This is a genomic window from Bradyrhizobium sp. LB13.1, assembly GCF_054056815.1.
The window spans coordinates 5440475-5453412 of sequence record NZ_JBSRYQ010000001.1; the positions used below are offsets into that span (position 1 = coordinate 5440475).

General features: G+C 64.6%; 13 protein-coding genes and 2 pseudogenes. 6 read left to right on the forward strand and 9 right to left on the reverse strand.

The features are described from left to right. The first annotated feature begins 194 nt into the window (after positions 1-194). Positions 195-449, forward strand: a complete 255-nt coding sequence (locus ACVWYI_RS26385) for a hypothetical protein (RefSeq protein WP_456663593.1) — start codon at positions 195-197, stop codon at positions 447-449. A gap of 42 nt (positions 450-491) precedes the next feature. On the opposite strand, the gene ACVWYI_RS26390 is transcribed toward ACVWYI_RS26385, so the two are convergent. From ACVWYI_RS26390 to ACVWYI_RS26405, 4 genes are all read right to left on the reverse strand, one after another. Next, complete coding sequence (locus ACVWYI_RS26390; protein WP_456663594.1) at positions 492-734, reverse strand: hypothetical protein; 243 nt, start codon at positions 732-734, stop codon at positions 492-494. Between the two features lie 252 nt (positions 735-986). After that, a complete protein-coding gene (locus ACVWYI_RS26395; protein ID WP_456663595.1) occupies positions 987-1700 on the reverse strand; it encodes an outer membrane protein in 714 nt (237 codons plus the stop codon). 287 nt (positions 1701-1987) lie between these two features. Then, positions 1988-2422: a hypothetical protein gene (locus tag ACVWYI_RS26400; protein WP_247443347.1), complete on the reverse strand. Its 435-nt coding sequence runs from the start codon at positions 2420-2422 to the stop codon at positions 1988-1990. Between the two features lie 225 nt (positions 2423-2647). After that, positions 2648-3016 (reverse strand): His-rich protein BRANT, encoded by a 369-nt coding sequence (locus ACVWYI_RS26405; RefSeq protein ID WP_456663596.1) that lies wholly within the window; start codon positions 3014-3016, stop codon positions 2648-2650. A 251-nt stretch (positions 3017-3267) separates the two neighbouring features. Between ACVWYI_RS26405 and ACVWYI_RS26410 the strand changes: the two genes are divergently transcribed. Both ACVWYI_RS26410 and ACVWYI_RS26415 read left to right on the forward strand, forming a co-directional pair. After that, entirely contained in the window at positions 3268-3810 is a 543-nt protein-coding gene (locus ACVWYI_RS26410) for a tetratricopeptide repeat protein (RefSeq protein ID WP_247353193.1), read from the forward strand. A gap of 109 nt (positions 3811-3919) precedes the next feature. Next, complete coding sequence (locus ACVWYI_RS26415) at positions 3920-5308, forward strand: serine hydrolase domain-containing protein (protein WP_456663597.1); 1389 nt, start codon at positions 3920-3922, stop codon at positions 5306-5308. On the opposite strand, the gene ACVWYI_RS26420 is transcribed toward ACVWYI_RS26415, so the two are convergent. Continuing rightward, positions 5295-6863, reverse strand: coding sequence for a S10 family peptidase (locus ACVWYI_RS26420; protein WP_456663598.1), 1569 nt, complete (start codon positions 6861-6863; stop codon positions 5295-5297). The two genes, ACVWYI_RS26415 and ACVWYI_RS26420, sit on opposite strands and share 14 nt — an antisense overlap. Before the next feature lie 253 nt (positions 6864-7116). Between ACVWYI_RS26420 and ACVWYI_RS26425 the strand changes: the two are divergent. From ACVWYI_RS26425 to ACVWYI_RS26435, 3 genes and pseudogenes are all read left to right on the forward strand, one after another. Next, positions 7117-7897 (forward strand): annotated as a pseudogene (locus ACVWYI_RS26425) (NAD kinase). Positions 7898-7984: 87 nt separating this feature from the next. Beyond that, a complete protein-coding gene (locus ACVWYI_RS26430; RefSeq protein WP_247353187.1) occupies positions 7985-8530 on the forward strand; it encodes a response regulator in 546 nt (181 codons plus the stop codon). A gap of 31 nt (positions 8531-8561) precedes the next feature. Beyond that, entirely contained in the window at positions 8562-9140 is a 579-nt protein-coding gene (locus ACVWYI_RS26435; RefSeq protein ID WP_247353185.1) for an Hpt domain-containing protein, read from the forward strand. Positions 9141-9180: 40 nt separating this feature from the next. Here ACVWYI_RS26435 and ACVWYI_RS26440 read toward each other — a convergent pair. The 4 genes and pseudogenes from ACVWYI_RS26440 to folE form a co-directional block, all read right to left on the reverse strand. After that, positions 9181-10357: pseudogene (locus tag ACVWYI_RS26440) on the reverse strand (DUF2336 domain-containing protein). 224 nt (positions 10358-10581) lie between these two features. Beyond that, positions 10582-11661 carry a lytic transglycosylase domain-containing protein gene (locus ACVWYI_RS26445; protein ID WP_456664577.1) on the reverse strand — a complete coding sequence of 360 codons (1080 nt, stop codon included), beginning with the start codon at positions 11659-11661 and terminating at the stop codon, positions 10582-10584. A gap of 87 nt (positions 11662-11748) precedes the next feature. Beyond that, the gene (gene hisI / locus ACVWYI_RS26450) at positions 11749-12171 is read right to left on the reverse strand and encodes a phosphoribosyl-AMP cyclohydrolase (protein WP_247353178.1); all 423 of its coding nucleotides are present in this window, start codon (positions 12169-12171) and stop codon (positions 11749-11751) included. Positions 12172-12199: 28 nt separating this feature from the next. Beyond that, positions 12200-12889 (reverse strand): GTP cyclohydrolase I FolE, encoded by a 690-nt coding sequence (folE, locus tag ACVWYI_RS26455; protein ID WP_247353176.1) that lies wholly within the window; start codon positions 12887-12889, stop codon positions 12200-12202. Positions 12890-12938: the final 49 nt, after the last annotated feature.

Consider the following 12938-nt stretch of genomic DNA (forward strand, 5'->3'; position numbering starts at 1 on the left):
GGTTTTCAGGTCGCTCGTCATGGCCGAAAACATCCGCTGATTCCGCCAAACGAGTCCCAGGGATTCTTTTTTTCGGGATTCAGGACTCGTTAAGGACTCAGGCCCGGCGCCGCACATCACGGCCATGTGATCAACCGGTCGACGGGAACCCCTCCCCCGCAAGATCGTTATCGCGGTTTCCGGGAGCGGGAAGAATGCCTTACGCCCTGTTCTGCAACGATGCCCAGATCAGCAAGGCCTACCCTGATGAGTCCGATATCTGGAAGCTCGCGCAGCGGAGTGGCCTCGTCGTGGATGTCAGTGCCGACGACGATCGCCTCGGCCCGCGCCGGGTGCTCGACAACGATTACGAGATCAAGCCGTGCCAGGCCGCACACGGCGAGGACCCCGCCAGGAACAAGGCCGAGGCCGATCGCCAGTCCAGGTTGGAGCTTGAGCTGAATTCGTAGGATCCGACTGGAAGCCTGAGAAAGTCAGGGCCGGGAAAAGTCTCAGGGCGTCGCGGTTGCAAGCGAGGCCTGCTCGCCCGCCAGGGCCACGCAGGCCTTCCGGCGATGTAGCCCACGGATCGCGCCGGTGACCTTCAGCACCTTGCCGGAGGAGCATGAGGCGTCCTTGACGAAGGCCACCTCATAGGGTGCCAGCATCAGAGGCTCGGATTTAAGGATTGTTTGGGCAGCGCACGGCAAACTAACGAAGCTCGAGAGCACCACTGCCGACACCAAGATACGCATGTCCGTCGTCCCACCAACCCGGTAATTGTCATATAACGCGTTCCAGCGCGTGAGTTCCGTAAGCGGCAAAAATTATTTTTGCTTTACCCGAGCTCCATGACGCGTGTGAGAAGGCGCACGCTGGAATGTTCGCCTGCAAATGACGCGCCAGATGGTTGATGCAATGCAAACAAAAGGCTGGCCCACGAGGGCCCGGCAAACGAAAGGCCGGCGGGAGCCGGCCTTTGTCAGATCGTGGTCGTTGGTGGCGCGTCAGTAGCGCGAGGCTGCCGGACCGCCCCAACCGAAGCGGTAGTTCACGCCGACCTTGACGGTATGCTCGTCGTCCCGGCCCCGGACGCCGATGATGTCGGGCGGACCGGAGGTGGAGGTGAAGGTCGTGCTGCCAAAGTTGTAGTACTGGTACTCGGCCTTGGCCGACCAGTTCGGCGCGAACATGTATTCGAGGCCGGCGCCGACGGTATAACCGTCCTTGCTGTTGCCTGTGGTGGTGAATGCCTGCGGCACGCCGGCGACGTTGACGCCGAGACCGCCATTGCGCCAGGCGTAACCGCCCTTGGCATAGAGCAGCGCCGGACCCCAAGTGTAGCCGATGCGGCCAGTCACCGAACCGATCTGGTCGGTGTTGGACGTCACCTGTGAGCCCAGCGGGAACGTGACACCATTATTGTTGGTCGGCAGCCATGAATACTGGGCCTCGATACCCACGACCCAGTTGGGCGCGAACTGGTAGTCGAAGCCGCCCTGCACGCCGCCCAGGAAGCGCGCGTCGCTCGACTGGAAGCTGCTGTCGCCGGCAAAGGCGCCGCCGACATGGCCGCCGATGTAGAAACCGGTCCAGTTGTAGATCACCTGCGGCGGCGTGTAGGCCGGAGCCTTGGTGTAGGTGCGGGCCTGCATATCCGCTGCTGCGGCCGGCGCGGCCAGCGCAAGCAGAGCGACTGCGCCCAGCAAAATCGTTTTCATGATCATCCCCGTTCTTTCATTAACGACACTCAGGAAACAACGTGGCGTGAATTGGGTTGCTTCGCGGCGATGCCGGAACGTTGATCGTTCGCAACTGTGACAGAGCAGCAACAACGCGACTTTGTTCCATCACGTAGCCTTGTACCGGCTGTTTTCCTAGCCTGCGCAAAGATCTGCGTAACAATTTGTCGCAAGGCGAAACCACCCCGTTCAAAGCTCGCCGAAATGTGATCCGGCAGCTCCGGCGGCCTCTGTCCTACCACCAGCCGATGAAGGCGGGCTTTGCGCTACCGCGTCATCTTTTCCAGTTCCGGAAAGGGTACGTAAACCGCGCCCGCGCACAGCTCACTGGCGCGATCGACGACGCGGTCCCCCCGGCCGTTGACGAAAATGACGGCGCGTTCCCGCATGGCCTTGTAGGTGCCGTCGGTTTCGCGTGGGGTGAAGTGCAGGCAGCTGACATAGAACTGGCGGCCGCCGACCTCGCGCTGCAACGGCTCGGCCATGCTGGCGTCGCGCACGCCCACCGGGTTGTTCAGATAGCTGCGCATCAAGGCCAGCGTATCGCTGCGGAAATTGTCGGGAAACGGCTGCGGCCCGCCGGCCTGGGTCCCGTCCATCAGGGTTGGACGGTCACCGTCGCTGCCGAAACATGCCGCCAGCGCCAACGGCAATGCCAGGATCAATGCCAGGCGTACCGCTCGTTTCGCCAATTGCCCCACCGGTTACGCTCTCCGTTCAATCAGACCAGAAGCTGTTCTAGCCTCAAGATTGCGCGAAGGGAATTCGGTCCTGCTCGCACGTCCTGCCGCCACAAGCCTTGCGGATAGTGCACCGGCCCGCCGCCGACGGCTGCGCTTTCGCGCAGGCGCCGAATCGACGGGCCGGCCTGAACTCCTCACGCGGCGACTGGGCAATGCTACGACGTCGCCGCGCCGGATCAGTCGTTAGCTGCGCTTGTCCATTGTCGCCGGCTTGATCACGTCCGGCTGCGTCTTCAGAGACTTCTTCGCCGCCAGATGCTTGTGGTGGTGGCGATGCGTGCGCACGGTCTTGTGCTGGTCCGGGGTGGCCGCGGCGTTGGCGTTCATCGCCTTCGACTTGGTATCCACCTTGGCGCCCGCCTTGATGTCGGAGACCTTGGCGTCCGCCTTGAGGCCGGCGTCGGGTTTCGCGGCGGTGGTCGACACCTTGGTCTGGCTCTGGTCCGCCTTGATCACCGGCGTGGTCGTGGTGGTCTTTCCGGCTTCGGTGGCGAAGGCCGGAGCTGCAATCACGGAAGCTGCGAGCAAGGCTGCGGAAATGGTCTTCAACATGGTTGGTCTCCTCTTGGAAGGATCTTGAGGCGGCACCCTCTCGCCTACCCTTCGATCATAGGTAAGAGCCTAGGCGGCGGGCGCTGAACCCAGTCTGAAGCCCTTTGCAGGTTTCCGTTCATCTCGATGACACGTTTGTCATCTGCGGCAGGGCGAATAGACCGGGGCGGCGGGGAATGTTTTTGCGCGCCGGGTGTTCCGGTCTCTGGGCAATCGTGTAGGATCGCCACGCTTCATACGGGAGAACTTAGATGCGCAAACTCTCAACGCTTCTTGTGCCGGGACTTGTCGCCATGACGTTGGCGGCCGGGCCGGCTCTGACCAGCGCCTATGCCGCAGGCAGCGACGAACCCTCGTCGCCGCCGAAGTCGGACACCTCGACCAAGAAGGGCAAGAAGAAGAGCTCCTCCGTCAGCGATCCGAAATTCCTTGCCGCGTACCGTACCGCTTACACCACGATCTACGACAATCACGACTACACGGGTGCGATCGGCCAGCTGAAGTCGCTCAAGCGCGACGACGTCGCCGACGTCGCCAATTTGATCGGCTATTCCTATCGCAAGATCGGCGACTACCAATCGTCGAAGATCTATTACGAGCTGGCGCTGAAGGACGATCCGAACCACGTCCGCACCTGGCAGTATTACGGCCTCTGGCAGCTCGAGCAGGGCAACCGGGAGCAGGCGCAGTATCACTTGAACAAGATCGCCTCGCTCGCCGGCACCGACAGCTCCGAGTATCGCTCGCTTGCCACGGCGCTCGACAAGCCGACCGGCGCGACCCTCGTCTACTAAAGACGCCGCATCTTCGAATGAAGCAAATGGGCACAACCGCAGGGTTGTGCCCATTCTGCGTTCTCGGATAGCCTTCCGCACCAATCCTCCCCTCGCAAATTGGTGCGCAATGGACAAGTGGCTGCGATCCGCGATCGACTACATCGGCTCCTGGATCGAATTCCAGCAGACGACGTTTCAACAGCCCGGCGTTATGGTCGCATTCGTCCATCGCGGCGAGGTGGTCGCCGAGCACGCGTTCGGCCTCGCCAATCTCGACACCGGCGAGAAGCTCACCCCGCGACACCGCTTTCGCATCGCCTCCCACTCCAAGAGTTTTACCTCGGCCGGCATCATGAAGCTGCGCGAGCAGCACAAGCTCCGGCTTGACGATCCCATCGGACAATATGTCGTCGGCCTGCATCCGCGCGTCGCCGAAACAACAATTGCGCAAGTGCTCTCGCACAGCGCGGGACTGACGCGCGACGGCGCCGATTCCAGCCAGTTCATCGACAACCGTCCCTATCTCAACGCCAAGGAGCTGGCGGCGGAATTGAAGCTGCCGACCGCGATCGAACCGGGCACGCGCTTCAAATATTCCAACCACGGCTTTGGCCTGATCGGTCTCCTCATCGAGGCCGTGACGAAGGAGCCCTACCCGGTCTGGATCAAGCGCGAGATCATCGAAGCCGCAGGCCTGCGCGAGACCGAGCCGGACGCGCCGCTTCCCAAGAGCGCGGCATTCGCGCGCGGTCACACCCGCAAGCTGCCGTACGGAGAGCGATGTGTAATCCCCGGCGACAATCCCGCACACGCCATGGCATCGGCCGCCGGCTTCGTCGCGACCGCCGCCGATACGGCGCGGTTTTTCGCGCAGCTCGCGCCCAATGCGAAAAAGAGCGTGCTATCGGTCGCGAGCCGCCGCGAGATGACGCGAAACCATTGGCGCGTGCCGCAGAGCTTCGAAGGTTACTACGGCCTCGGCGTCAACGCCGGCAAGACCGACGGCTGGGATTGGTTCGGCCATGGCGGCGGCTTTCAGGGCTACATCTCGCGGACCTGCTCCATCCCCGCTTGCGAGCTCGCGATCAGCATCCTCAGCAACTCCATCGACGGCGCGGCGCCGTTCTGGATGGACGGCGCGATGCAGATCCTGCACGTGTTTAAAACGCGCGGCGCACCCGACCGGCGCGTGCGAGACTGGACCGGGCGCTGGTGGACGATCTGGGGCGCGAGCGACCTCGTGCCTGCAGGCAACCGCGTGCTGGTCGCCAATCCCCAGTTCAACAACCCGTTCATGGACGCTGCCGAGATCGAGGTCACCGGCCGAGACACCGGCAAGCTTGCCTGGGCCGCAGGCTATTCCAGCCACGGCGAGCCCGTGCGGCGCATCCGCGACAAGCGCGGCAAGGTCAGCGACGTCTGGATTGCGGGCGCCAACATCAAGCCGGCCAAGGTCGTGGCGCGTGAGATCGCGCGGAGGTACAAGCCGCGCAAGCGACGGCCTACTCCCGAATGAGAGTCTCGACCTCGCTCCGCAACGCCTGCCGCGAGCCGTCGCGCGAATAGAACATGTGGCCGCCGGGATAGACGATGAATTTCACCCGCTGTGTCGCGAAGGCCGGCAACTGGTCGAGCACCCGCTTCGATCCGAAATAGGGCGTGGCGAGATCGAAAAGGCCGTGCGCGACCAGCACGTTCAGCTTGGCATCCGTGGCAAGGATCTGGCGCAGCTCGGACACCGACTGCGGCGGGTTGATGCCGCGGCCGAAATCCCATTTGCCCTCGACGGCGCCGTTCAGGACCTCGTAGGAGCCGTCCGGCCGCCAGTTGAGTTTTCGCGTCAGGACGTCGACCGCGGCACTCGTCAGCGGCGCCTGCAGCGCATCGCCTGAGGGGTCGCCGAACCGAGAACTGCTCGAATCCGGGTAGGGATCGAAGCCGCGCACCGAGGCATCGTAGCGGCCCGTCACTTTGCCGCCTTTGCGATCGAACTCGCGGCGGAATTCCCCGACATCGAAGCGGCCGGCGAGCCGGCGGCTGACCGCCTGGTCGATACCGGTGAGCTCGGCGACCTTGTCGGCAAGACGGTTGGTGGCCTCCTTATCCACCTCGCCCTTGACGAGATCGGCCAGAAAGTCGCCGCGCGCGTAAGCCTCGACGTCGGCGAGATCGGCGCGCTTGACCGCCCCTTTGGCTTCGCGCGCCACAGCGACATAGCTCGGCAGCGTCGCGACATATTGCAGGAGGCTGGTGCCGGTGAACTCGCGGAAGTCCAGGAGCGGCGACACCAGGATCAATCCCCTGACGCCGACCCCATGCTGGAGCTGCAACTGGCGCACCACCTTCGGCCCGCGAATGCCGCCATAGCTCTCGCCCGCGACGTATTTCGGCGAAGTCAGCCGATCGTGCTTCTCCAGCCAGCGGCGGATCACAAGCGCGATCGCATTGACGTCGCCATCAACGGAGTAGAACGATTTGCGCGCATCCTCGCCGCTAGCGATGAAGCGGCTGTAGCCGGTGCTGACGGGATCGATGAAGACGAGATCGGTGAAATCGAGCCAGGTCTCCGCATTCGGCTTCACCTCGGGCGAGGCGGACGGCGACAGCGCTTCGCCATCGAGCGGTAGCCGCCACGGCCCGGCCGCGCCGAACTGGAGCCATGCCGAGGACGCACCGGGGCCGCCGTTGAACAGGAACATTACGGGGCGCGTCGCACGGTCGGCGCCGTCGAGCTCATAGGATGTATAGGCAATGTCGGCCAGCGGCTCGCCCTTGCCGTCGAACACGCGGATCGAACCAGCGGTCGCGGCGAAGTTGAGGGTACGGCCGGGAAGATCGAGCGTCTGCTTCGTGGTCGAATCCGAGGGGAGACGGTGCGGCTCGGCGGATGACGATGAATTCTGAGACGCGCTTTGTGCGCCGCCGCCGCGCCCGCCCTTTTGTCCGGCTGGCGCCGCGGTCTCGGCGCGCGGTTGCGGCGGATCATCCGCACGCGCAAATCCCGCAAGCGCGAAAGCCGACACCGCCAGTACCAAGGTCGCGCGGCGGAGCGCCGGCATATTCGTCGCCATAATCGTTCTCCCTGCTCGGCTGCGAGCACCGGTGCGGACCGCAAGGGTAGCGCGGAATTGCGACGGTTTGGGGGATCATGGGTCCAGCGGTGCCTGGAGAGCCCGGTTGGGCGCAAATCGACCCGATTTTGTCCTCAGATCGGGATGGGCAGTTGCCGGTCTCTTTTGAAGGGCGGTCATCCTCGACAATCGAGGCCCAGGTCGTATAGACGAGCCCGGCGGAACTTTCTCCAGCGGCCCTGCCCCGGAAGCCATGACCAAGCCAGCGCGATACGACCGGATCGCCTTCGTCGCCAGGCCCGAGCAGCGAGGCGCAAGCGGCCTTCGGCCAGCTGACGGGGGATTATGGCAATTGCACCGTCGAGGAGGCGGACGTCGTGGTCGCACTTGGCGGCGACGGGCTCATGCTCCAGACGCTGCATCGGAACATGCGCTCGGGCAAACCGATCTACGGCATGCACCGCGGCACCGTCGGCTTCCTGATGAACGAGTACTCGACGGTCGATCTTCGGGCCCGTCTCGACGCGGCGAAGGAATCCGAGATCAACCCGCTCCTGATGCGCGCGACCGACGCCAACGACCGCGTCCACCTGCATCACGCCATCAACGAGGTCGCCCTGTTCCGGCAGACCTACCAGGCCGCGCGCCTGCGGATCCTGATCGACGAGCGTGAACGCATGACCGAGCTGATCGCCGACGGCATTATGGTGGCAACACCGGCCGGCTCGACCGCCTACAATCTGTCCGCCCAGGGACCGATCCTGCCGATCAACGCTGCGCTGCTGGCGCTGACGCCGATCAGCGCCTTCCGCCCGCGCCGCTGGCGCGGCGCGCTGCTGCCGAACACGGCTTATGTCGTGATCGAGGTGCTGGAGGGCGACAAGCGCCCCGTGGCGGCGGTCGCCGACCATGACGAGGTCCGCGACGTCCGCCGCGTCGAGGTGCTGTCCGACAGGACCATCTCGATGCGCATGCTGTTTGACCCCGGTCACAGCCTGGAAGAGCGCATTCTGCGCGAGCAGTTCGGCTCCTGAGCGCCTCGTCAGACTGCCGATCGCAACCCTTCGTTAACCGTCGGCGCGATATGGTTAACGAAAGTTGACCGCTTCGGCCCGGGCTCCATGTTTCGCATCGATTTCAACAAGCTGCGTTTCCTCATCTGCGACGACAATCCGCACATGCGCCGCATCCTGCGGACGCTGCTGCATTCCTTCGGCGCGCGCGAGGTCTACGAAGCCGAAGACGGCGCAACCGCGCTGGAAATGTACAGCCATTACGTGCCCGACATCGTCATCGCCGACTGGGCCATGCCGATCTTCGACGGGCTCGAGCTGGCGCAGATGATCCGGCAGCCGGAATCCAAGGGCAATCCCTACGCGCCGATCATCATGCTGACCGGCCATTCCGAGAAACGCCGCGTCACCGTGGCGCGCGATGCCGGCGTCACCGAATTCCTGGCCAAGCCGATCTCGGCGAAGGGGCTCTACCAGCGCATCCTCAACGTGGTCGCCAGTCCCCGCCCCTTCATCAAGACCAAGACCTATTTCGGCCCCGACCGGCGCCGCAACACCATCTCCGCTTATATGGGTCCCGAGCGCCGCGTCGGCGAAAAGCACGAGGTGCTGCAGCAGCCCTCGCTGCTCGACAAGGCCCGCTCATCCATCTAGCGCAACGTCTCTCACGGTCGAGGCCGATATCATGGCGAAGAACAGCGCAAGGGACATCAAGGTCACGGCCTTCGCCACGCATCAAATCATCACGCAGCCCAACCCGCTGCGTACAGTCCTGCGCCGTGTCGAAGAGAAGGACATGGACGATCCGGTCGGCCGGGCCGAACAGGCGCTCGCGGGCCTCGCCAGCGAGTTCAAGGACTGGATGGTGACCGAGATCAACCGGCTGTCGGCCGCCTACGTCGCCATCCGGCACGACGGCTTCACCAAGGACAGGCGCGACGAGCTCTTTCGCGCCGCGCACGACGTCAAGGGCGATGCCGCGACCTTCGGCTATCCGGCGGCGGCGGGAATTGCCGAGAGCCTGTGCCGCGTCATCGAGCATGCGCCAGATCTCGAAAAGGTGCCGGCCGAGCTGTTCACGCACCACATCAACGCCATCCTCGCCATCGTGCACGAGAACACCAAGCTCGACCACATCAGCGTCTCCGCCGAGCTCAGCCGGCGCCTGCGCAAGGTCGCCGACGACTATCTCGCCCAGGTCAACCGCGACCGCCCCGAGCATCTCGAGGTAATCCTGGCGCCGAGCATCGCGCCGGCGGAGTAGCGGCTCGCCTCTTTCCTCGTCATTGCGTTTGCGGGTCTCGTTACGCCGCGATCAGCTCGTCGTACCCCGGATCGACCGCCTCGTCCGCGACCAGCTCGTCGCAGAACAGCCTTGCCTCCTCGCGCGCGGATTCGGTGGCGAAGCGGCGCAGCAGGACCATCAGCGGCTCGGTGGCGCCGCGGTCGGTCTCGCAATGGGTGAGCACGCGCTCGACCATGCGCCGGCGCAGCCGCGCCGCGTTGTCGTCGCTGTCGACAAAGCCTTGCTCGTGGCAGGCATCGAGCGCGACCTGGAATGCGGCAAACGTCGCCTCGGGAAGCCCGGCGCGGCGGAGCAACGCGTGCAGGCTGTTGCCACCACGATCGTGCAGCAGTGCGGTCACGCGCGCCAGCGGCAGATCGGCGAGTTCAGCCAGCGCCGCGTCGAACAAGTCGAGATTGCTCGACAGCAGAGCGCGCAGAACAAGACCCGCGGTGAGCTGGCCCGTGATGCGCAGGTGCCGGACAAGCCCCTGCATGTCCTCGCCGCGCGAGCGCGCCGCGATGTTCATGGTGGAGCGGTCACGCGCCTCGGTCGCGATGCGCTCGGCGCGGTCGGCACTCAGCCAGTTCCGGGCCACGACGAATTGCGCCAGCGTCTCGGAGAGTTTCGCCACCAGCGCGGCGCGCGTGGCGGACGGCATATCCTCCAGCACCAGCATCGCCTCGCGGATCGCGGCAAGATGGCCGTGACGTTCGACGATGCGATCCCAGGAGAATGGCGCAAGCTCGGCATGAGGATTTTCGATCAGCTCGAGCGCTGCCGCCGCGCAGCCGACTTCGGCGATGGCGGCGCAGACCGATACCGGCAGCGCGATGCGGCGGGCGACCGCGCACTGCACTTCGTCGTTGCCGGTCGCGACGATGTCGACGAGATCGGCGTCGATCAGCAACGGAGAATGTTCGAGCACGGGCAGCGCGACGGTCGGCTGGTCCGCCGACAGCGCCCGCACGATTGCGGCCGGCGCCTCGGTGCTGCGTGCCAAACGCCTCGGCCATCGCCTGCCGCACCAGCGGCGAGGGATCGTCGAGCAGCATCAGAAGCGCGCCTTCGGCGGCAACCCGGTCGTCACGGGAAAGGTCTGAGATCAGCCAGGCCCGGGCCAACGCCCGTGTCGCCTCGGCCCGCTCGCCGGCGGGCGCCGTCCTGATCCAATTGATGAACTGCCGAACGATCATGTTGCTTCCGGCTTAACGCAACGAAGACGAAGCGGTGACGGCTTGTCACCTGCAACACAAAATAAACCACGACGCTTAACAAAGCGTTCACCATAACCGTTTGGTTTTATTGACGTTTTGTTAATGGAACCGAAGCGCTTCGACAGCCGTCTGTGCGGCATGGGTCCCGGCTCTGCGGCGCATCGCTTACGCGTTGCGCCTTGTGCGGGACACGAGTGCAGATATTAGCTCGAGAACGTGCCGCTGCGATCGCTGAAGAGATCAAGCGGCTGCGGCGGCCGAACGTCGGGCGTTGCCGATGCGCCCGAGGTCGCGGGTGCGACCGAATTGAGCGAGGCATTGTTGCCCCACAATTTCTGCACGGTCGTCGAGACCGGCTGCGTTGCATCGCCGGGCTGATAGAGCGATCGAAACACTGGCGTGCTCGGCGCATTGTCCGCGACCGTCGTTGGCGCCATGGCGCTACCCGGCGTCATCGCGCGTGTGTTTGGAAAGGTCTGGAGATAGGCGGCGTTGTCGATCACCGGCGCGACGGGCTGCACGCCGTTGGCGCTTGCGACCTGCGTGGTCGACGGCGTGTCGCCATACGCCGCCATCGCGCTGCGGGTCGATTTCGAATTTGCAGCGCCGGCATAGCGTGCATCCAGCACCGAATAGACCTCGGAGACGCTGCGGGCGCGGCCGTCCTTGGCGTAGAAGATCGAGCGGTTGGCCGATGCCGCATTGGGAAACAACCGCGCGCCAACGGCTTGCGGATTGTCCTCGGCATTGGCGATCAGCTTTGCGGCGCCGCCGAGGCCCATGAAATGGGCCATGTAGAGTTCGCTGTCGCTCGGCCTGCGGCCAAGCAGTCCAGTAAGCTTGAAGCTGTTCGACTGCGTCAGCGCAGCCGCCATGCTGGATGCGGCCTCCGGATCGTCGCGCAGCTTCATGATCGATCGCTTCATCGCGGGATCATCGACGGTGTAGGTGCCCGACGAGGTCCTGGTGATGGCGTCGGAATAATTGCCATAGCCGAGCTGGGCGCCCGCCTCCTTCACCGTGCCGAGCCAGGTCTGGTCGATGAACTGGTAGAGCCCATGCGCCGACGATGTGGTGGCACCGGCGCTCGGATCGAAATCCGATTCCATCTTGGCGGTGGTCAGCATGTATTGGAAGCTGACGCCCGCGACGTTCGAGGCCTGCTTGATCGCACCGGCGACGCGTGCCCGCGACGGATCGAGAACCGCCGTCTGCGAGCCACTGGAATTGTCGACCGACATGATGGAGGGCCCGCCCCGCGCGGCATTGAGCGACGCCGGCAATTCGGCGCCCTGTCGTCTCACCGTGGGACAGGTATGGTTAATGCGGGGTTAATTCGGCCGCCAGCCCGCCTCCGCATGACGGCAGGACTATTTCTTGTAGACCGCGTCCGGATCGAACAGCCGCTCCGCATCGACGAAGACGAGCTTGGCACCGCCGTCTTCGGCCTCGACCTTGCGATAGAAGCAGGAGCGTCGGCCGGTATGACACGCGGCGCCGATCTGCTCGACACGGAGCCAGACCGCGTCCTGGTCGCAATCGGTACGCATCTCGACCACGCGCTGGGTCTGACCCGACGTCTCACCTTTTCGCCACAAGGCATTGCGCGAGCGGCTGAAGTACCAGGCTTCGCCGGTCGCGATGGTCTTGCGCAACGCTTCGAGGTTCATGTGCGCGACCATCAGCACGTCGCCGGTCGCGACGTCGGTCGCGACGACGGTCACGAGGCCAGCGGCGTCGAACCGCGGCTGGAAGGACAGCCCTTCCTCGGTCTCATGGGAGTGAGCGGACACAACGCCCTCGCCGGTCAATTTCGCAAGGTCAGCGCGTGCCTCGCACCAGGGACAGGAAACGAGCCTGCTCCGCCGGATTGTCGCGGAACATGCCGGTGAAGCGGCTGGTGAAGGTGGAGGCGCCATGCTTGGCGACGCCGCGCACCGACATGCAGGTATGCTCAGCCTCGATCAGCACGGCAACGCCGCGCGGCTTGAGGACCTCGTCGATCGCCGCAGCGATCTGCGCGGTCATGTGCTCCTGGGTCTGGAGCCGGCGGGCGAAGATGTCGGTAAGGCGCGCAAGCTTCGACAGGCCGACCACGCGTTCCACCGGCGTGTAGGCGATGTGCGCCTTGCCGTAGAACGGCATCATGTGGTGCTCGCACTGCGAGGTGAACTCGATGTCGCGCACCAGCACGAAATCGTCATACCCGGCGGTCTCGCCGAAGGTCCGATCGAGCACCTCGGCCGGGCACTGGTGGTAGCCCTGGTAGAGCTCGTCGAAAGCCTCGACCACGCGGCGCGGTGTGTCGAGCAGGCCCTCGCGGTTGGTGTTCTCGCCAATATAAGCGAGCAGCGTCTTCACCGCCTGCTCGGCCTCGGCGCGCGCCGGGCGCGGCTGGTCGGCGCGGACGGCAGCCGCGAGGAATTCGGAAGGATCAAGCTCTGCCGGGCGGCTCTCGGGCTGCCGATCGGAGGGCTTGCTGGGGCGGATGGATTTGATTGTAGCGTCCATGTCTACTCCGTTCGACGGCCTTGCGGCCGGAGTGTCACCGGCAGACGGG